General features: G+C 45.0%; 10 protein-coding genes, 1 tRNA gene and 1 pseudogene. 4 read left to right on the plus strand and 8 right to left on the minus strand.

The window, feature by feature from the left end:
- Positions 1-12 precede the first annotated feature (12 nt).
- The 7 genes from EL210_RS03500 to EL210_RS03530 form a co-directional block, all read right to left on the minus strand.
- Entirely contained in the window at positions 13-1,035 is a 1,023-nt protein-coding gene (locus EL210_RS03500; protein ID WP_018920964.1) for a DUF4973 domain-containing protein, read from the minus strand.
- 20 nt (positions 1,036-1,055) lie between these two features.
- The gene (locus EL210_RS03505; protein WP_018920963.1) at positions 1,056-3,128 is read right to left on the minus strand and encodes a RagB/SusD family nutrient uptake outer membrane protein; all 2,073 of its coding nucleotides are present in this window, start codon (positions 3,126-3,128) and stop codon (positions 1,056-1,058) included.
- A 15-nt stretch (positions 3,129-3,143) separates the two neighbouring features.
- Positions 3,144-6,227, minus strand: coding sequence for a SusC/RagA family TonB-linked outer membrane protein (locus tag EL210_RS03510; protein WP_025879859.1), 3,084 nt, complete (start codon positions 6,225-6,227; stop codon positions 3,144-3,146).
- A gap of 24 nt (positions 6,228-6,251) precedes the next feature.
- Positions 6,252-7,736 carry an IPT/TIG domain-containing protein gene (locus EL210_RS03515; protein WP_025879860.1) on the minus strand — a complete coding sequence of 495 codons (1,485 nt, stop codon included), beginning with the start codon at positions 7,734-7,736 and terminating at the stop codon, positions 6,252-6,254.
- A 715-nt stretch (positions 7,737-8,451) separates the two neighbouring features.
- The gene (locus EL210_RS03520) at positions 8,452-9,219 is read right to left on the minus strand and encodes a YaaA family protein (RefSeq protein WP_018920960.1); all 768 of its coding nucleotides are present in this window, start codon (positions 9,217-9,219) and stop codon (positions 8,452-8,454) included.
- Positions 9,210-10,166 (minus strand): bifunctional diaminohydroxyphosphoribosylaminopyrimidine deaminase/5-amino-6-(5-phosphoribosylamino)uracil reductase RibD, encoded by a 957-nt coding sequence (gene ribD / locus EL210_RS03525; protein WP_018920959.1) that lies wholly within the window; start codon positions 10,164-10,166, stop codon positions 9,210-9,212. The genes EL210_RS03520 and ribD overlap by 10 nt, the downstream gene beginning before the upstream one ends.
- Before the next feature lie 474 nt (positions 10,167-10,640).
- Positions 10,641-10,713 (minus strand) — tRNA-Pro (locus tag EL210_RS03530).
- Between the two features lie 675 nt (positions 10,714-11,388).
- Between EL210_RS03530 and EL210_RS03535 the strand changes: the two genes are divergently transcribed.
- The 3 genes from EL210_RS03535 to EL210_RS03545 all read left to right on the plus strand — a co-directional run bounded on the left by EL210_RS03535 (position 11,389) and on the right by EL210_RS03545 (position 17,944).
- A complete protein-coding gene (locus EL210_RS03535; RefSeq protein ID WP_025879876.1) occupies positions 11,389-13,722 on the plus strand; it encodes a glycoside hydrolase family 3 C-terminal domain-containing protein in 2,334 nt (777 codons plus the stop codon).
- 256 nt (positions 13,723-13,978) lie between these two features.
- Positions 13,979-16,795, plus strand: coding sequence for a M16 family metallopeptidase (locus EL210_RS03540; protein WP_018920956.1), 2,817 nt, complete (start codon positions 13,979-13,981; stop codon positions 16,793-16,795).
- Positions 16,796-17,155: 360 nt separating this feature from the next.
- The gene (locus tag EL210_RS03545; protein WP_018920955.1) at positions 17,156-17,944 is read left to right on the plus strand and encodes a hypothetical protein; all 789 of its coding nucleotides are present in this window, start codon (positions 17,156-17,158) and stop codon (positions 17,942-17,944) included.
- Positions 17,945-18,170: 226 nt separating this feature from the next.
- Here EL210_RS03545 and EL210_RS03550 read toward each other — a convergent pair.
- Positions 18,171-19,378, minus strand: a pseudogene (locus EL210_RS03550) (IS256 family transposase).
- 178 nt (positions 19,379-19,556) lie between these two features.
- On the opposite strand from EL210_RS03550, the gene EL210_RS03555 reads away from it, so the two are divergent.
- On the plus strand, positions 19,557-20,894 hold the full coding sequence (locus tag EL210_RS03555) for a site-specific integrase (protein ID WP_018920954.1): 1,338 nt from the start codon (positions 19,557-19,559) through the stop codon (positions 20,892-20,894).
- The last annotated feature ends 4 nt before the right edge of the window (positions 20,895-20,898 follow it).

Here is a 20,898-nt window from a genome sequence, read left to right on the forward strand (position 1 = left end):
CGAATGGAAACTTTACCATTCGATGGCCTGATCCTCGTCAGGGATCTGCGTGTTCAGCTGTCGTTCTAATGTCAGCGTGCCGCTGACCGACCAGTTGAACTCTGAACCGGGTGCAGAGGTGTAGTCTACGTAATCATAACTGATGTTGTTGATGATTACATAGCGGTGTATTAAGTAGGGTCTTACATCATCTTTCTGTTCGATGATATGAAAAGAGGCCTGTTTGTTCACTTTCAGTTTCAGGTCGTTGTTGGTAGTGTAGAAGTCTACCGTTCCCTCCTTCTCACCGTTAAAGTGGGCCATGATCTTGTATTTGGCACGGTCGGTACGGCTCTCATCGATATCGCCGGCGTAGAAGAATATGGTTTTGTCGTCTACCACATATCCACGGATAGTGGATTTTGCCGTAGCGTTAGCCTCGTCGCCCGTAACGAAGATTTTCATCATACTGCCCGAATAGTCGCCCGAATAGTCGTTGAAGGGGAAGATGCGCAGGAGCGCCTTGGCGTAGTTCTTGCGGGGATGAGCCGTGTAGCCATAGTCCTTACTGTTTACGACAGTAAGTGGCAGCACCCACTTGTTGCTCATGTCAATGCCGTTGAAGTTGAACTTCACATTGAGCAGTCCGACGCTTTTCCCTGACGGGATAGTCACCGTGTCGGGAACGGTGGCATAATCTTTCATGTCGGTGTACCATAGTTCAGTTCGATTTAAGAAGCGGGCTTGATTGAGGATATTCAGCGTGTCGCCGTCATGTGCTATATGCACCGTAATGTTATTGCTGTTCTGCAATGAGCCACTGACGATTACCGGCAGTTTATAAGATGAGAGACCACTGCCTTCAGTAAAAGTCTTGTCGGCATTACGGCGGCTGTAGGGCACGTAAATGTCGGTAACGCCTAATTTGCCGAGCGGTGAGCGAAAACTGATATACTGCGTATATTGCTCTTCGGTCCATTCGTCGTTACAAGCAGTAAGCGTAGCAAGTGTGCTTACTAACATTACCATATATATCGGAAGATGTTTTACTTTCATTTTTTTATAACTTAAAGGAGTTAATCATTGTAGGTCCAACCGGGGTTCTGCGTCAGGCGTGAGTTATGTTTCAGTTCGCTGTGACGGATAGGCCAGAAATACATCTTGTCGGAGAAAGTGGTGCGCAGATTGTTGATAGGAATAATCTGTTGGAATTCCGCCGGATGGTTGGCATCCATCATCACATTACATCCATAAATGCGCTGATTGAGTTCGCGTGGTGCGTCTTTCCAGCGGCGCAGATCGAAGTAACGCTTGCCCTCGCCCATGAATTCAATCATGCGTTCGCGTTTGATCTTGGCGCGCAAGAGGTCTTTGTTGGCATAAACATCCGTGGAATAATCGGGTACTCCACCACGTATACGTATGGGATGTATGCCTTTCTGTATCTCGGTAATGTCACGACGGATGTTGTAAGTGGTTGCTTCGTCCCATGAGGGGATGTTGTATGTGCCGTCGAGTTCGTTGAGTGCCTCGGCATAAAGCAACAGGATGTCGGCATAACGAATAGCAGGTTCGGCCCTGTCCTTGATATTCCTGTAATCTTCGCGGTCAGGAACGTCGGTGGGGTTGACATATTTTTTCACACTGATCCCCGTGCGCAGGTAGAATTGTGAATTGTTATAGCCGTTGCCACTGCCACGATAATAGAAAGTCTGGCGGTTGTGGTGGGTGCTTTCGGGATCACCTAAATACTCCCACACAGAGCCGTTATAGCCTACAGAAGCATAGAAACGCGGTTCGCGGTTGGCATATTGCAGCGACACATTAGCAGCCAACGGTTTGTATTTTCCACGCCGATAATCACGTGCTGTGGTAAATCCCTTGAGGCGTGCAGCCCCGTTTCCGCCGTTCAGTTCACTGTCTTTACCGGGGCAGTCGGTACCATCATTCATATAATAAGCGTCTACCATCTTCTGGGTGAGACCATGTGTGTTCCAGCCGCCAAAGTCGCGTGGCATGGAATGACGTGCAAATGATTTCATGCTGTGGTTGATGCGCGTGGCATTCTGATCTATGCGTGAGAAGATGAGTTCAGGATTGTCTTCGGGTGCGACATCTCCGTTGAATATGACACGGTAAGACTTAAAGGGATCTATATCTTTCCAGCCTGTAGGCCATCCACTTTGAGCGAATGAGCAACCTGTTGCGGCAGGCACAATGGTAGCGGGGTCGCCCGCTGCATCTGTCGTGCTGAACGAGGCATGATAGAGATCGTACACACCAAGCTGCATAACATCTTTGCAAGCAGCTGCTGCACGGGCCCATTTCTCTTCTTTATAGTCTGCGTTGAGCAGTGCTCGCCCCTTGTCGTCTACCAATTGCTTGGCATAGGCATCGCTGTTTCCGTTGGCCAGTGGGCTGGCAGCGTAGATCAGTGCAAGGGCGCGTGTGGCTAAGCAGGCGCCCTTTGTGGGGCGTGCGATGTTTTCTCCGTCGCGCTTGGTGTATTGTATTTCCTTGGCAGCCTGCACCATTTCACGGCTGATATAGTTGGCCACCTCTTCGTAGGAACTGCGCGGCGTGGCAATCTGTTCGTAACTTTTGGTGTAGTCAACCCCTTCATCGGGCATGATAGGCACCGGACCATAGCGGCGGAGCAACAGCCAATAGAAATAAGCGCGCACAAAACGTGCCTGTCCCTTGAAGTCGAGCCGTTCTTTTTCGGTCATTTCATTGTTCCTGTAGATATTGGCAATGAATACCGAAGCCTGATAAATGCCCCTGTAACACATAGTCCAGCCGTCGTTAAAGTCGTTTTCGTCGTATTCACCTTGCATGAACGTGTTGTACGAAAGTTCATTGGCTTCCTTGGAGTCGTAGTTGACATCGCGGTCGCCATAGTACATGTCGTCAGCAAAGGTAAACGAATTGGTTTCTCTCTCCTTGCCAACGACGTCGGCATTCTCGTCTTTCAAGAACGAATAAGCGTAAGCAAGCCATTGCTGGGAGCGTACTCTGCTGAAGAAAACCTTTTCTATGGTGCGGCGGTCTTCGAAATATTTGTCGGAGTCCAGATAGTCACTGCAGGCAGAAAAGAGCGTTCCGATGCCCAGCGCTAACGTTATCAGGGTGATATTTTTATGTTTCATGATGTGTGTCTGTAATTATAAACTGATTTGTATACCTGCTGTGAGCGAACGGGTGATAGGGTATATCTGCCCCCGCTGTCTGCTGTCGAGTTCGGGATCCCACAGCTTGAAGGGTGACCAAGTGATGAGGTTCTGTCCCGAAATGTAGATGCGCACACTCTCTAAGTGTATGGTGTTGACCATGGGTTTAGGCAGGGTGTAGCCGATATCAAGATTCTTCAAGCGCAGGAAACGGCCGTTGCGCAGCCAGAAACTGGACGACTGTTGATTATTGAGGTTATAGCCGTAACTCAAACGAGGGTATGGGGCATTGGGATTTTCGGTTTCCTTGGTACCTGAAATATCGGATGAAATCCAACGGTTGTCGGTTATTCCTTGCAGAATGTTTCCCCAACGACCATCTCTGAAGGCATTAACTGCCCCACTATTGATAAGGAATGTGTATTTTCCTGCACCCTGGAAGTGGAGGTTGAGGTCGAACCCGCGCCAGCTGACAGATGCTCCAAGACCATAGATGAGACTCGGGGTGTCAGTTGCCCCTATAGCAACGCGGTCGCCATCATCTACGATGCCGTCGCCGTTGACATCCTTATACTTGATGTCACCAGGCTGAACGGTTCCCCAACTCTGTTTGGGTGAGTTGCGAATATCGTCGTAGTCACGGAACAGCCCCAGTGCAATAAGGCCTCTTTGCTGGTTAACCCGGTAGCCTTTTCCATACTGGTAGGCATAGACGTTATTTTCTTCGTCGCGTTCCAAGATGGTATTTTTGCTGTACGTGATGTTCCCACGCACTGTCCAGTTTATCTCTCCGATGTGGTCTTTATATTGAAAATTGCCGTCAAAACCCTGAGATTTTACAGCTCCTACATTTGCCCATGGATAGCTTTCAAGTCCTGTGATGTCGGGTAAGAACATGCGCTGTATGAAGATACCCGTTCGCTTCTCATGGAAATAATCCATCGTGAGTGAGAACTTGTTGTCGAATGCCACGAAATCAAAGCCGAAATCAGTTTTGCGTGCAACCTCCCATGTGACGTTTGGTGATGCCATCTGGGTGTAATGTATACCGGGTATGGTCCCTGAAGAGAGATTCGAACCCCAGTTGTAGCCTATGTTCGGCGTGTAGTCGAGTGTGTAGAGATAAGGGAATCTTCCCATATTGTCGTTACCCACTTTACCCCATGAATAGCGTAGTTTGAACATATTAAGCCATGGCAATGCCTTCTTGACGAGTGGCTCTTCAGCTACATTCCATGCTAAGGAGAAAGCGGGGAAGAAGCCGTAGCGGTGATGATCGGCAAAGTTCTCTGAGCCGTTGTAGCCGAAGTTGAAATCAATGAAATAGCGTAGTGCATAGTTATAGGTCAGCTGTCCGGCAAGTCCTTGGTTCCTTTTACTCACAGAATTCTTGATGTCTGTGCCGATATTCCGTGTCTGTATCCGCTCGTCTTGTGTAAAGCGGCTGACTGCACTGAAGTTGTGTAGCTTGTCGAAAGTGCGATCCCAACGCAACAATGCCTCCAGAAACTCGTGGCGCGAACCATCTCCGCCTGACGTTTGGCTCATGGAAGTCTCTTCAAACAGTTTGTCCCAGATGATGTTGCCCTGTGAGTCGCGGCTGTTGGCACGATACATGGCTGGCCAAAGGCGATAGTAGATGTGGTTGCTGTTATAAGTATCATACCCAAATCGGCCCGTAAATGAGAGGCCTTTGGTAATAAAGTCCAACTTTTGTTCTACGGTTACATTTGTCTGTATGTTATTGTCCCATTCTTCGTTGTATCCTGTACGTGTGGATGAAACCCAGGGATTCATTTGATGGATATTGTTTCCATAGGCCGGAACATAACCATTGGAATAGAGAACAGGAGAGCTAAGGGCATTGAAGCCAAAGAGTTCGCTCCACAGGTATTGGTCGCCGAGACCGGGGCTGTTGCGTTTGTTGAGATTGCCCGACACACCTAACTTGATGATTGTCGTCGGAGTAACATCTATATCCACATTCATGCGGTAGTTCCAGCGCTTGTAATTGGCATTAGTGTCGTATTTTTTACGTAGTGTCTCGTCGGTGTTATACATGCCTTGATCTTCCACATACGATAGTGAAACAAAATAACGGGCCGTGTTTCCACCCCCACTCATACTCAAATCAGCCCGATAACTCATAGCTCCGTTTTTGAGCAGCAGTTTTGACCAGTCTACGTTAGGATAGAAATCGGGATCCAATCCCGATCTGATAAGTGCTAACTCTTCGGGTTGATACTGTGGCGCGAGGTTACGGGTTACACGTGCCTCATTGAGCAGGTTAGCATACGTGGGTGCATCTATAAACTTCGGTGTAATGGTTCGAGTGTTATACGAAGCCTCGCCTTTTACGTTGATGTTTATCTTTCCGGCTTTACCGTGCTTGGTAGTAATAAGAATTACACCATTAGCACCTTTCGAACCATAGATAGCTGTTGCCGAAGCGTCTTTCAACACAGAGAAACTCTCGATATCCTCTATATTCAGGTCATCGATGTTATTCCGCTCAAAGCCATCTACAAGTATCATTGCAGAGGCACTGGCTCCAAAGGTTGAAATACCGCGGACCCAGAAACGCGATGTACTTTTACCCGGCTGCCCTGATGACTGCATAGCAATGATGCCTGGAACGTTGCCCGCCAAAGCATTAGTGAAGTTTGATGAGGGGAATTGTTTCATCTGCGATACGTCTACATTGGTGATGGCTCCAGTCACCGTAAGCTTCTTTTGTGTGCCGAGACCAGTGACGACAACTTCATCAATGGCGTTTGTCTTTTCTTCTGACATCTGTACGTCGATTACCTTTTTGTCGCCTTTAACCAGCACACTCACGGGCTTGTAACCAATGTAAGAGAACACCAGCGTGTGATATTGCTGTATCTTGATGTTATATTTTCCATCAATATTGGTGATGGTACCCAGTCCCTTGGCATCTTTCACGGTGACACTGACACCGATGAGGGCTTCTCCTGCAGCATCGGTCACGGTTCCCGAGATATTCAGCTGTTCCTGTGCTAATGCATTAAACACGATGCAGCACGACATCCAGAATAATATGAATAGTTTTTTCATTGTCTTGTTGCCCTAATTGGCGTTTTATTTTTCCATTGAAATAGTGCGTATCTTGCGTCCTTTAGTATCAAGGATGTAGAATGTATTATTCTTTTCATCGTAGGCAATACCCGTAGGACTATTAAAACGAGCCACTTCTCTTAGATCGCCATCTTCTGTTCCCCACATGTTGCCATCGCCAGCTTGCGAAGAAGTGCCACGCCCTGCATATGTGCGAATGATCCCATCAGGCGTAAGGTAGCGTATGCAGTGGTTATTGTTATCGCAGAAGTAGAAGTCGTACACGTCATCGCGGTTCTCGGCTACATATTGTTTGTTTTTTACGAAGCAACCCTGATAGGGTCTGTTTACGCGCGCTCCCGTACCGACGCCGTCTATCCAGCCATCGTTTCGTGCCTGTCCTGCCACAACGTATGGTGGAGCAAAACTTTTAGTAGCCTCATTATAGTCGGAACGGAGTATGTAATGTTTATTAATGACAGCGATGTAGCAGTACTTACCCGTAGGATGAATGAAAATCTTAAACTCCCAACTAACATCTTGAATAGTGAATAACTCTTTAAAATTACCATCGGTCCAATTGGGATACCACGTTCCACCACCTTCAACGGTGTTAAAGTAATTGTCCATGTTGAGGCGGAACACCTGTCCACGCTCATAGCTGTTAAAGTAAAGTTCTCCGTTTATGGGATGTACGGCTGCCCCATTACATTGTTTATATGCAGCCAAGATCTGCGACTTAGAGTCATCTGTGAAAGTGCCATCGCTGTTTCGCTTCACAATCCACACACTGGGACTCTGCAGCTGGCGGTCATCGCGGTCGGTAGAGATGAGCATATATTGGCCGTCATGCGAGAAATCAATAGAACGTAACCTCTGGTTATCAAACTTAGACATAGAAAGGATAGTTTTTACCTCCTTTTTTTCTAAGTCGAGCGCTTGTATACCGTGCGCGTTTTCATCATAAACAACGTATAAAATGTTAGGATATAGCGGGTCGAAAGTAAGGCAGCCTTCACCGGCAAATCCTGTGGCCGTCTTGAAAGGGCCGTCATGCCATCCTTGATCATCGAATTGGTTACGTATGCCGCTAAGTGTTCCCACAATCATCTTTCGTTCGTAATTAAATTTACTGCCGGCAGTAGCACTCTGTTCATTGGCAGTTTTGCCGCCAACAGATACCACAACCTCGCCCGTATAGGCTTTGGCCGGTACCAAACAGTATAGGCAATCGCCTTTAACATTAATAAGAACGGCCCGCTGTCCACCAATGGTAACTTTGACATTAGCTGTGTCGTTCCCGAAATTACTGCCATATACGACCAATTTCTGGTCAGCTCCGCCCGCCTTGGGAACAAAGTCTGTTACAGTTACGGGGCGGCCCGGATCATACTTCCCGGAAGAATCGTCAACATTGTCACTTCGGCATGCTGACATTAAGGTGGCACAAAACAGCAAAGTTGCCCATACGGATTTTCGGGCATAGATGCTTAGATTATTTTTCTTCATAGATATATTGTTTTTTATTCCTATTTTTATTTCACGGTATTACACCCTACATAAGGGGCACTGTTCCGATACATTATGTGGAAAATTCATCGGCAAAGTTAGTGAGAAATGAATTATTGCAATAAAACAAACCGTTCAAAAGATAAAAAAAACAGGGCATTTAACTGTTTTTTTACTGGGAAAAATAGGAAAAGATACACTAATATAAATATTATTCATTAAACAATACTTGCATGAAACAAGTGTTTAACAAGATTAAAACATCAATTAAAATGGTAGTACTATTAGTATGATTTGGGAATACTCAAAATTTATTGAGGATATCATGTAGCTTAACGAGTTAAGAAAGGAGACTTTTTTATATCCATAACTCCCTTTAACTTAACTCTGAGAAGTCTAATCCTAACATTAAAGTTTCGGTAGTTCACTTCTCTGATAACTTAAATAACAGGTATCTGCCCCTTACCGGCAGTTCACTGCGTGTATCTCCATTCTCATCCAAGTGAATGCGAAACTCCGTAGTACTTTGTTTGATATTAACTATATAGAAGTAGTCTGATACTTCTTGAGAAAGACGATTGATACCAATAGAAAGAGTGTATTGCTTTATTATGGTGCAAAGGGAATAAAAACTTAGCAAACAACAAGGGAAATTCCCATTAAATTTTGAATGAACAGTAATATCTCCTGAATATCCTAATTTCCTCCTACTGGTTCATGGTTGTTTGAATATAAAATGCGGGTGAAGTTCATCGCCGTAATGCGGCTGATAGCTGAAGCCTGCTTCGTTGAAAGCAAGGAGTTCATCGGGCTGGTGCCATTTGTTTTGGATGATGCAGCGTGTCATGGCGCCGCGACAACGCTTGGCATAGACTGAAACGACCTTCATGCTGTCGCCTTTCTCCACGTAGAACAGGGGCTGAACAACCTTTACTTCGCGGCAAACGCGTTTCCAATCGAAGAGATGTTCATATTCCTCGGTAGCCAAATGTATCAGCACACCGTCATCTTTCTTGACGGCTTCGATGAGCGCATCTGTAAGGCGTGAGCGCCAGAAAGCAAACATGTTTTGGTCTTCAGCAGCGTGAAGATGCACCTTGGCCTCCATGCGATAAGGATGGATTTTGTCTGACGGACGCAGCAAACCATATAGGAATGACGTGATAAACAGGTGGCTTTGGGCAAATTGGAAGTCGGCTTCAGAGAACGAAGATGCCTGCAGGTATTTGTAAGCATGACCGTTGTAGGCCAGTAAAGCAGGCATTTTCTCGTCGTCGTTGAAGAAACTTTGAAAGCGCAACCGGTTCTCCAAAGCTATCGACATGCTGCAATGAAAGGCTTCAGCCAACATTTCCACAGACCACGAACTCATTTCCAAGGCAAAGCGTTCGGCCGTGGCTTCATAGACAGGTTGAGTCTCTATAGGCACTTTTACAGCTGTCTTGGCATTCATGATCTTGGCTGAAGCGAGAATTATCTGCATAGGGTGATGATTTGGTTTCCGTCAATATATTCTGTTTTTTCTATATGCGCATGCGTGGGAAAATGTGGAGCTGCCACGCCTTCTGTTATCATTATCGGAGCCGTCTCCACTCGGATTTCGTCCCAAAGTCCGCGTTCGATGAAAGCCTGCAGCGTCTTCCTGCCCCCTTCTACAACGAGACTTTGTTTTTTCTCGGCATAGAGATGAGCGATGACTTCGTCGATGGTTGCTGCGACAGTCCAGCCTTCCGGCCACTCTTTTCGTGCTGCCATAGTCGGCGAAAGCACGATACGTTCGGGATTACAACCACTCCATTGGCGCACGTCAAGGCGGGGATGATCGGTCAAGAAAGTGGTATGGCCCACGAGAACAGCCTCATTTTCGGCCCGCAACTGATGCACAAGCATTTGTGTGACAGGCGTAGAAAGCTGCAGCGGACTGTCTTTTTTACTGATAAAACCATTCGCTGTCTGTGCCCATTTCAGGAGAATATACGGCCGATGCAAAGCATTGAACGTGATGAAACGGCGGTTCAAGGCCAAGCATTCCTGTTCCATGACGCCCACAACGACCTCAATACCGGCGTCGCGCATGCGCTGAATGCCACGTCCCTGCACCTTGGCAAAAGGGTCAACACAACCGCAGACGCATCGCTTTATGCCCTTGCTGATGATGAGATCTGCACAGGGTGGCGTCTTGCCATAATGCGAACAAGGCTCCAACGACACGTAGATTGTAGCCTCGGGCAACAGCTTCTCATCTTCCCGTCTGACGCTTGCAAAGGCATTCACTTCAGCGTGTCCTTCGCCGCATCTGACGTGATAGCCTTCGCCGATGATGCGGTCATGTGCCACAATCACAGCGCCCACCATGGGATTGGGCTTGGCATTCTGCCGTCCGTTCTCTGCCAGTTGCAGGCAGCGTTTCATGTAGTATTCATGCTCCATAGGCTGCAAACTTACTGAAAAATCTTTGATTAAGCGTGGCAAAACCTTGTTTTTTATCTTCGAATGGAACATATTTTGTCTTGACTATAATCATTCGCTTGAAAGCACAGGACAGGAAACTATATCCCAATGTCTGTGACTTTCTGTTTTATGGTATTATATCCAATATGATAAGCATAAAGTGCAGAAGGCATAAACTAATGCAACATTTTTGTCAAAATAAGCATGTTTTAAAACAGCTTATTATTACATTTATGTTATATTAAGCATAAAACGACTGAATAAAGAGGCTTAATATTACATGTAATATGCAGGCTCCTGTTATGAGAAATAACTTTTCCTCGTGGCAAAAAGCAGTCAACTTGAGATTGCAAATATCCCATAAGTGCTTACCATGAGCCGTGTTATATATCTCTGTTTCCATTTACTGAAACGAAAAAAGGAGAGCCGAAAGCTCTCCTTCTGACTGAATTGTCGGGATGACCAGACTCGAACTGGCGACCTCGCGCCCCCCAGACGTGTGCGCTACCAACTGCGCTACATCCCGAATTCAAGTGCAAAGATAAGCATCAATCACGACATAACCAAATTTTAGGGCAATGATATTTGAAAATTATTCAATGTCTTTTAGGGGGCTAAACGCTTTGCATAGGCTGATAAGAAGGCTTATTTGAGTATGTAACGGCATTTATATTTATTTAACAAAATAATCAGATAAGTTTACAACATCAGTGCGCTCGATTTACTGATGGCATGATTTCAAGTAGCACTTAAACCTGTTTCTTGCCTTAACTCCTATCGTTTCACGTGCTCATCTCTACCGTTTCATGTGCTCATCTCTATCACTTTGCAACCCAATCTCTATCACTTTGCAGGTTCATTCCTATGTAATTACAAGGCTGTTTGCAATTAGACATGAAAAAAGGGAAGGCCCTAATGAACCTTTCCCTACGGCAAAGATAATGATTTTCAGGGGCGAATGCAAATTCAACAGGAAAGAAGTTTACAGATGATTACAGTTTTCCTCTTGCGCTGTTGCTATCGACAAAGGGCAGAGATGATTTCAAATGAGGGGTGTTATTTACGGATGATGCATGAAATATAAACATCTTATGCAGTGCTGTTTCATGAATTTTCCATATCTTTGCAACAGCTTTTAACAACTAAAATCCTGACGAACGACTAATGACAGATGTGACATAAAACCTAATATAACCTGATTATGAACATTAAAATTTTAGCATTTGCAATGACAATGAGCATTACTGCAACGGCACAAACACCGAAATTATCGAAGAACAACATTGACGAGGTGCTGCATGCCATGACTCTTGAAGAGAAAGCTTCACTGCTTATCGGTGGTGAATACGATTTCTGGTCGACCACAGCTGTGGCAGGAAACTCCTCACGTACAGTGCCCGGGGCAGCCGGTTCGACTATCGCTATCCCACGGCTTGGTATCCCTGAAACCATTCTTACCGATGGGCCGGCAGGTGTCCGCATTAATCCTACGCGTCCGGAAACCGACAAAACATTCTATGCAACAGGCTTTCCTGTAGGCTCATGTCTGGCTGCAACCTGGAACACCGAGCTTGCGTCAAGAGTCGGAAAGGCTATCGGCAACGAGGTGAAAGCGTATAATTGTGACGTGATTCTCGGCCCGGGAATGAACATTCACCGCAATCCTTTGTGCGGAAGAAACTTTGAATACTACAGCGAAGACCCACTCTTGACGGGGAAGATTGCTGTAGGCTACGTTAATGGGGTGCAGAGTGAGGGCGCAGGTGTAAGCATCAAGCACTTCGCCGTGAATTCCCAGGAGACCAACCGAACGGGAGTTGACGAGCAACTGTCACAGCGTGCAGCCCGCGAAATCTATCTGCGTGGATTTGAAATTGCCGTGCGCGAAAGTCACCCTTGGACGGTAATGTCGTCGTATAATCGCATCAATGGCGTATTCGTTCAAGCCAACTACGACCTCTTGACGAAGATACTTCGCGATGACTGGGGCTTCAAAGGCATCGTCATGACCGACTGGTGTGGCAAGCGAGAGCAGGCAGGTCTCTACACCATTGATGAGGTTAAGGCGGGCAACGACCTTATGGAACCGGGCTGTAAAGAGCAGGTTGATGATATTGTTGCGGGCGTGAAGAGTGGCAAGCTGCGTATGGAAGATGTGGATAAGTGCGTGCGTCGCATCCTTGAATATATTGTGCTGACCCCTCATTTCAATGGCTATAAGGGCAATAATGCCCCTGATTTGAAAGCACATGCAGTCGTTAGCCGCGAAGTGGCAGAAGAAGGTATGGTGCTTTTGAAGAACAATGGCGTGCTACCTTTAGGCGCCAAGGGTAGTCTTCCGAAGCGTGTGTCGCTCTATGGCACGGGGTCCTACAACTTCCTTTCAGGCGGTGTAGGCTCAGGTTGCGTTCATACACCTTATATTATAGACCTCGTTCAGGGGCTGAAGAATGTCGGCATCGAGACTACCGCCGACCTGACAGAGATATATAAGAAGTATATTGACTATGCAAAACTAAAGTTTGAAGCCGACCGTTCGGGTTATCGTTGGTTTGAAGCACCGTTGATGGGCGACCAGAAGATGCCCGAGATAGATATCACTCAGGAACTTCTCAAGAAGCAATTGAAGCAGTCTGACATGGCCGTTATCACCATTTCGCGTCAGGCCGGAGAGGGAATTGACCGCAAGATTGACGGTGAATTCAACCTCACTCCGCAGGAAATGAAGATGATACAAGACGTAACGGCGGCCTATCATGCCGAAAACAAGCCCGTCATTGTAGTCATCAACTCGGGTTCGGTGATGGAAACTACCAGTTGGAGTGCCTATCCCGATGCCATTCTTTTGGCTTGGCAACCGGGCGAAGAGGGTGGAAACGCCGTGGCAGATATACTGACAGGCAAGGTCTGTCCATCGGGACGCCTCTCTATGACATGGCCTCTTGCAGCCACAGATCACCCTTCAACGAAGAACTTCCCGCAGGACATAGACCTTTTCACCTATGAAAATCTCGGTGCAGGTGGTGCTCCAATTCCTACACGCGACGTCACCAAGCACGAAGAAGACATTTGGGTTGGCTATCGTTTCTTCGACACTAACCGTCGCCAGGTGGCTTATCCCTTTGGCTTTGGTCTTAGCTATACGACCTTTAATTTCAGTGCTCCTACAGTGAAACGCAGCGGTGATAAGATTACGGTTTCAGTGACTGTGAAGAACACGGGAAGCGTAGCCGGAAAGGAAGTTGCCCAAGTTTATGTGGCAGCTCCAAAGGGAAAACTTGAAAAACCGACTAAGGAACTCAAGGCGTTTGGTAAGACGCGTACGCTGAAGCCCGGCGAAACACAGACTTTGCAGATGACGCTCGCTGTGCGTGACCTTGCAAGTTACGATGAAAAGAACAGTCAGTGGTTGGCTGATGCAGGCACTTATACGTTCCTTGTAGGCAGCAATGTCGAGGCTGTCAAGGGCAAGGCGACACTCACTTTGCCACAATATACAGAGAAAACCAGTAACGCTTTGGCGATGAAGAAATAGAAATCTGCTGTTGATTTCAAACAGAAGGCAATCCTTCACTCCGCATTTTCCTGAGCAATGAGACAGGGAATGCGAGGTGAAGGATTTTCAGTTTCGTAGTAAAATCAATAAAAAAATGATAAAAAGTGAACAAAGATACATTATTTATATTACCTTTGCATTATTCTTAAGCTATATAGTCAGTTTGCTGACTGATGCTTATCAGTTCGCCTGTTGGTTCACAAGGACGAATATTTATTAACAAATTTACTTATACATGAAACTTAGAAATTTATTGGTTGCAGCTCTGTTGATGCTTGCCGGAATGGTTCAAGCACAGCCGCAGATGACGATTCCAGTAGACAAGGACGTGAGAATAGGTAAGCTTTCGAATGGTCTTACCTACTACATCCGCCACAACAACTGGCCCGAAAACCGTGCAAACTTCTACATTGCACAGAAAGTTGGCTCTATTCAAGAGGAAGAAAGCCAGCGAGGTCTGGCTCACTTCTTGGAGCACATGGCTTTCAATGGCTCGGATCACTTTAAGGGAAACAACCTCATTGAATGGTGCCGTGCCAACGGAATTGCATTCGGTGTCGACTTGAATGCCTATACCAGCATCGACCAGACTGTCTACAACATCAACAATGTGCCTACACAGCGCCCGGGAGCTATTGACACCTGTCTCATCATTTTGCGCGACTGGTCAACCGGTCTGACGCTCGATCAGAAAGAAATCGACAACGAACGTGGTGTTATCCATGAGGAATGGCGTCTGCGTACGAGTGCTTCAAGCCGCATGTTCGAACGCAATTTGCCCGCACTCTACCCCGGAAGCAAGTATGGTTTGCGTTATCCTATCGGTTTGATGAGCGTCGTAGACAACTTCAAGCGCAAGGAACTTGTCGACTATTATCACAAGTGGTATCACCCTGATCACCAAGGACTGATCATCGTTGGTAATGTTGATGTAGACAAGGTAGAAGCACAGATCAAAAAGCTTTTCGGCGATATCAAGAACCCCGAAAACGAGGCTCCGATTGTTGATGAGCAAGTACCTGACAATGCAGAACCTATCGTTGTCATCGACAAGGATAAGGAAGAGCAAAGCTCAAGCGTAGAAGTAATGTTCAAACATGACGTGTTCCCCGACTCCCTGAAGAACACTATCAACTATCTTATCTATGACTATGTGAACGATGCCATAGCCAATATGCTCAACAAACGTTATACAGAAGCAGCTCAGAAGGCCGATTGCCCATTCGTGAACGCCATGGCTTACGATGGAAACTACATCTTTGCAAAGACAAAGAGCGCTTTCTCTATCGATGCTTCTCCAAAGGATATGAGCAAGACTGCAGACGCTTTGAAGGCCGCTTTGATTGAGGCTCGTCGCGCTGCAGAGTTTGGTTTCACCGTAACGGAATACAGTCGGTTCCAGCAGGACTATCTAAGTGGACTCGAAAAGCAGTACAGCAACAAGGACAAACGCTATAATGCGCAGTTCTATCGTGAGTGTCTTGGCAACTTCCTCACTAATGAACCGATGCCTGGAATAGAATATACTTACCAGACGATGAAGCAACTTGTGCCGATGATTCCACTTGAAGCTGTCAATCAGCAGATAAAGGAATTGGTTCCAGCCAACGACAGTAACATGGTCATTATCAACTTCAACAACGAGAAAGAAGGTAATGTTTATCCTACAAAACAGCAGTTGCTTGATGCTGTGAAGGCTGCACGCACGGAACAGATCACGGCATATGTTGACAATGTTAAGAACGAACCGCTCATCAAACAAATGCCCAAGGCTGGCAAGATAAAGAAAGAGACCAAGAGCAAGAAGTTCGATTACACCACATTGGAACTCTCCAACGGTGTGAAAGTCATTCTGAAGAAGACTGACTTCAAGAAAGATCAGGTGCTCTTGAATGGCAATGGAGGCAGTGGTTCGACCGCCTATGGCCTGCAAGACTTTGCAAACTTCAACACATTCGATGATGTTATCGGCATCAGCGGCCTTGGAGATTTCACAAGTACTGAACTTCAAAAGGCCCTCGCAGGTAAGATTGCAAATGCTAATCTGACCATGGGCGAGCGCAAGATGGGCATCAATGGTAATGCCACTCCAAAGGATGTAGAAACCATGTTGCAAATGGTTTACCTCTATTTCACCAACATCAAGAAAGACAATGATGCCTTCAACAACCTCATGCAGCAGTATGAAGTGTCGCTGAAGAACCGTGAACTCTCTCCCGAAACAGCTTTCAGCGACTCTCTGACGGCTACACTCTACGGCCATAATCCACGTGTTGCGCCGCTGCTTCTTAAGGATTTGAAGAATGTCAACTATGACCGTATCCTGCAAATGGCTAAAGAACGCACCGCAAGTGCACGCGGTTGGGAGTTCACCATCATTGGTAACTTCAACGAAGCAACCATTCGTCCTCTCATCTGTCAGTATCTCGGTGCGCTGCCTGCAAAGGCAAACAACGTGGCTTCAAAGCGTATGAACAAGATGGTTACCGGCCAGATTGAGAACATCTTCAAGCGTAAGATGGAGACGCCGAAAGCCAATGCTTACATGGTATGGCACAACGAAACCCTGCCTTACACCCTTGAAAAGAGCATCCAGATGGATATGGCCGGCCAGGTGCTTTCCATGATCTATCTGAAGCAAATCCGTGAGGAAGCCAGTGCAGCTTACTCTTGTGGCGCTTATGGTGGTGCTTCTTTAGCCGATGACGGCTATAAGGTTTACAACATGATTGGCGTTTGTCCGATGAAGCCCGAGAAGCGGGAAATCGCCTTGAAGATTATGACTGATGAGGCCAACAAGCTTGCAACAGCCTGTGATGCAGAGATGTTGAGTAAGGTAAAAGCCTTGATGTTGAAGCAGATTGACGACAAGGCAAAGACCAACAGTTTCTGGAATAACACCATTTATCAGTTTGATAAGCTCGGCATTGATACCTATACCGACTACAAGAAGTTAGTAGAGGCACAGACACCACAAAGTATCTCTGCTTTCGTTAAGGATTTCTTAGCTTCTGGAAGCAAGATAACTGTTGTGATGTTACCCCAGGAATAAGAACTCGTTACATTCATACATCAAAAAGCCGGATGCCATTGCGTCCGGCTTTTTTTTATGTATAATCTTTTATTCTTCAGGTAATGTGGAACTCATACACATCAAAATCAAAGCTGAAGTCTAAGACAGGAACATTGAATACCAACTGTATGCGAAAAGGTTACAAATGAACTCAAATAGTACTTAAAAAGTATTTAGAATGAACAATATGTAAGATTAAACACTTACCTTTGCGACCAATTTAATGTTAGCCATTCCGATAATCGCACTTCAACACCTTTTTTATAGCGTTATATAATACAAGGTAATCGGGGGATAACACTCTTTTATAGCAACTCACTAAACATTAACAAAAGGAAAATGAAAAGAATGAATTTATCAAAATGGACGATTTCGCTGCTTTGTGTATGCTTTATTTCACTTACTTCGTGTGATAAGACAGATTTTGATGCAAAAGAACGACAGGAAATGAAACGTAAGGAAAGCGAGAAAAAGAAACAAGAAGAGGAAAAGAAAAAGCAGGAAGAAGAGAAGAAGAAAAAGGAAGAGGAAGAAAAGAAGAAGCAGGAGGAGGAGAAAAAGAAGCAAGAAGAAGAGAAAAAGAAAAAGGAAGAAGAAGAGAAAAAGAGACGAGAAGAGGAGGAAAGAAAGAAGACTCAGCTTGTTCTTGACCCTTCCACGCTGACGCTCTCACCTATAGAAGCAAAGAATGTCTATATAAAAAATGGTACAGCTCCATACGAAGTGAATGTGTTGGATAAAAAGATTGCCTTGATAACTCTTCATAATGATAAAAATTTCTTTGTCGTTACAGGAGGCTATAGCGGTGAAACAGAGATTGTTGTCACTGATAAAAACAAGAAGACAGCAAAGATTACAGTAAAGGTTAAAGGACAAAAGCTGTCGGCACTTAAATTCAGTAAGGCCAGCGTTGGCCTCTCTGTAGGGAAAGTGGAGAAAGTAAACATCCAGTCAGGAGCCTATCCCTATAAGGCAAGTGCAGAGGACAACAATATCGTAAAGGTAGATGTTTCAGACGCTACTATTACAATCAAGGCTTTAAAAGTTGGTACAACAGTCATTAATGTGTCTGACAGAGACGGAAGAAAGGGGCGTATTTCTGTCACAGTAATAAAGCAAAGTATATAGAATTCTAAAGCGTGTATAAAGTAAAGCTGGTGTAATTTCAACGAGAGTATAAAGTAAACTGTGTCAGACTTACAATAAGATTGGGTTGGGTTGTGTAATATCAAGTGTCCGGGGTTGTGTAATTTCAACTGTGTCAAGGCTCTAATCCTTCATATTTCATCTCATTTTGGATAACACGATTTTTAATCGTGTTGGCCAGATGAGAAACCTTTCTTCCGAGGCAAAGTTACATGATTTCAAAACGTTCTCCAGATTTTATCGCTAATTGCTGTGATATCTGAGACCAGTTGGCAAGTGGCATAGTCCACTTCTCACGTATGTTTCGGTATACCATATATACAAGCTTTTCGGGAGAAGTATCGGACGGGAAGACTCCTTTGTTCTTTGTTACCTTGCGTACTTGCCTGTGGTAGCCTTCAACCGTATTGGTGGTGTATATCAGCTTACGTATCGCAGGTGTATATCGGAAGTATTCCGTGAGGCGTTCCCAGTTGTCACGCCATGATTTTATGACGATGGGATACATTTCTCCCCCACTTGCTGTCGAGTGCGTCTAACTGTGTTTCTGCAGTCTCTTTGCTAACGGCACCATATACTGTCTTAAGGTTCCAGAGAAACTCCTTTTGATGCTTGCTGCCAACGTGTTTGATAGAGCTGTGTATTTGATGGACAATACAGAGTTGGACACTTGTATCAGGGAATACGCTCTGTATGGCATCAGGGAAGCCTTTCAGACCATCAACACAGCATATCAATATATCCCGGACACCTCTGTTTTGAAGGTCGCTCAGAACCTCCAACCAGAAGTTTGCACCTTCACTCTTGGAAATATAACATACCAAGAAGTCCCTTGTGGCCTTCCTTATTGATACCTAAGACGTTGTAAATGACACGTGAGACCGCACGTCCGGTTTCGTCCTTCACCTTATAATGGATGGCATCCAGCCAGCATATTGCGTATACAGGGTCAAGCATTCGTGAACGCCATGCCTTGATTTCCGGCAGTACTCTGTCTGTGATGGAACTGACGGTTTCTGCAGATAGTCTGGTATCAAATTCACGCTCAAAATACCTGCTGATATCGCGGGTACTTGTACCCAAAGCATACATGTTTATAATCTGTTCTGCCATACCTTCTGCAAAGATTGTTTCGCGCTTTTTGACGGTCTGAGGTTCAAAGGAACCGTCACGGTTACGAGGTGTCTCAACAGTGACCGCACCATAACAAGTTTGTACTTGCTTAGGCATTTTACCATTACGGCGATTGCCTTGTGAACGCTCTTTAGAAGTGAGATGGGCATCCATCTCACCTTCAAGAGCAGCATTCAAAATGCGCTCCTACATTGGTGCCAAAGCACCATCCTTACCAAATAACGGTTCTCCGTTACGAAGCTGTTCCGCAGCTCTCTTGTGATCAATTTCTTTATTGCCCATAAAAAATAAACTGTATAAAACTATTTCTTATTGTAGCCTGACACAGTTTACTTTACACTCTCTTAGAGTTGTGTAATCAGCCACTTAGCTTTCTTCTTTGTACCCAGACCTGCATTTGAAATATTAAATACGGGAACATTTAGATAGTATCTTTGCAACAGAACTAAAAACAACGATTATGAAGGTTACCGCATTCATTCGCAAGACAGCAAAAAAGAACGATACAGATAGTATGGCAACTATCTATTTTCGTTTGCGTGACGGAAAGAAAGACATTAAGGCTGCAAGTGAACTTGTTATCAACCCCAACCATTGGAGTAGCGAGAAGCAAGGATACAAAGATCGTGTTGCGCTGGTTTCAGAAGAAAACAAATCGCATTTATCTCAAAGTATTCAGGATATAATATCAACGATAACCAAACAATACACGACAGAAGCTGATAATGAATGGTTGGCTATGATTATTAACAAATATCATCACCCCAATCGATATAAGACAGAAGAAGAGTTGATGCAGGAAAATAAACCTAAACTTTTGGAACTCTTTGCCAAATTTCTTGTTGAACATAAATTATCTGCGGTACGTGTGAAGAACTTTAAAGTTATTCAACGTTCTTTGGCACGATATGAAATGTATGTTAGAACCATTAAACGTGGATATCATGATTTTATTCTTGATGTTGATGAGGTGACTGCTGACACGTTAAGGGATATGTGGGATTTCTTTGAAAATGAGTATATCTACTATGAGAAATATCCTAAATTGTATGAGACCTTTCCTGAAAAAAGGGTTCCTCTACCTAGAGGTAAGAATACCTTAATAGACCGATTTTCCCGTATAAGAACGTTCTTTATATGGTGCTACGATAAGAAAATCACAACCAACCGCCCATTTGATGAGTTTCCATTAGACGAATGTACCTATGGAACACCTTATTACATTACCTTAGATGAGCGTGACCAAATATTTGATGCAGATTTATCTGAACACCCACAGCTTGCTATTCAACGAGATATTTTTATTTTTCAAACTTTGATCGGTTGTAGAGTTAGCGATTTATATCGGCTGACCAAAAGAAACATAGTCAATGAGGCTATAGAATATATCCCTAAAAAGACCAGAGAGGGTAATCCTGTAACCGTTAGAGTACCCTTGAATAGCAAAGCAAAGACAATATTAGCTCGTTATAAGGACTACGAGGGCAAAAAGTTATTTCCATTTATATCAGAACAAAAGTATAATGTAGCTATCAAACGCATTTTCCAAGAAGCAGGCGTAGATAGAATTGTTACAATCCTAGACCCTCTAACACATGAGGAGGTGAAGCGACCGATATATGAAGTAGCAAGTAGCCATTTGGCAAGACGAACATTTATTGGCAATATCTATAAAAAAGTAAAAGACCCCAATTTGGTTTCTGCATTATCTGGACACAAGGAGGGGAGCAAAGCCTTTAGGCGTTATAGAGATATTGATGAGGAAATGAAGAAAGACTTGGTTAAACTTTTAGATTAAATTC

The organism is Segatella oris (genome assembly GCF_900637655.1).
GTDB lineage: Bacteria > Bacteroidota > Bacteroidia > Bacteroidales > Bacteroidaceae > Prevotella > Prevotella oris.

Bases quoted from the DNA above. Each gene is read 5' to 3' on its own strand.
- EL210_RS03535 (WP_025879876.1), top strand. From the start codon at position 11,389: ATGAACATTAAAATTTTAGCATTTGCAATGACAATGAGCATTACTGCA.
- EL210_RS03545 (WP_018920955.1), top strand. From the start codon at position 17,156: ATGAAAAGAATGAATTTATCAAAATGGACGATTTCGCTGCTTTGTGTA.
- EL210_RS03500 (WP_018920964.1), bottom strand. From the start codon at position 1,035: ATGAAAGTAAAACATCTTCCGATATATATGGTAATGTTAGTAAGCACA.
- EL210_RS03520 (WP_018920960.1), bottom strand. From the start codon at position 9,219: ATGCAGATAATTCTCGCTTCAGCCAAGATCATGAATGCCAAGACAGCT.
- EL210_RS03510 (WP_025879859.1), bottom strand. From the start codon at position 6,227: ATGAAAAAACTATTCATATTATTCTGGATGTCGTGCTGCATCGTGTTT.
- EL210_RS03555 (WP_018920954.1), top strand. From the start codon at position 19,557: ATGAAGGTTACCGCATTCATTCGCAAGACAGCAAAAAAGAACGATACA.
- EL210_RS03505 (WP_018920963.1), bottom strand. From the start codon at position 3,128: ATGAAACATAAAAATATCACCCTGATAACGTTAGCGCTGGGCATCGGA.
- EL210_RS03515 (WP_025879860.1), bottom strand. From the start codon at position 7,736: ATGAAGAAAAATAATCTAAGCATCTATGCCCGAAAATCCGTATGGGCA.
- EL210_RS03540 (WP_018920956.1), top strand. From the start codon at position 13,979: ATGAAACTTAGAAATTTATTGGTTGCAGCTCTGTTGATGCTTGCCGGA.
- ribD (WP_018920959.1), bottom strand. From the start codon at position 10,166: ATGGAGCATGAATACTACATGAAACGCTGCCTGCAACTGGCAGAGAAC.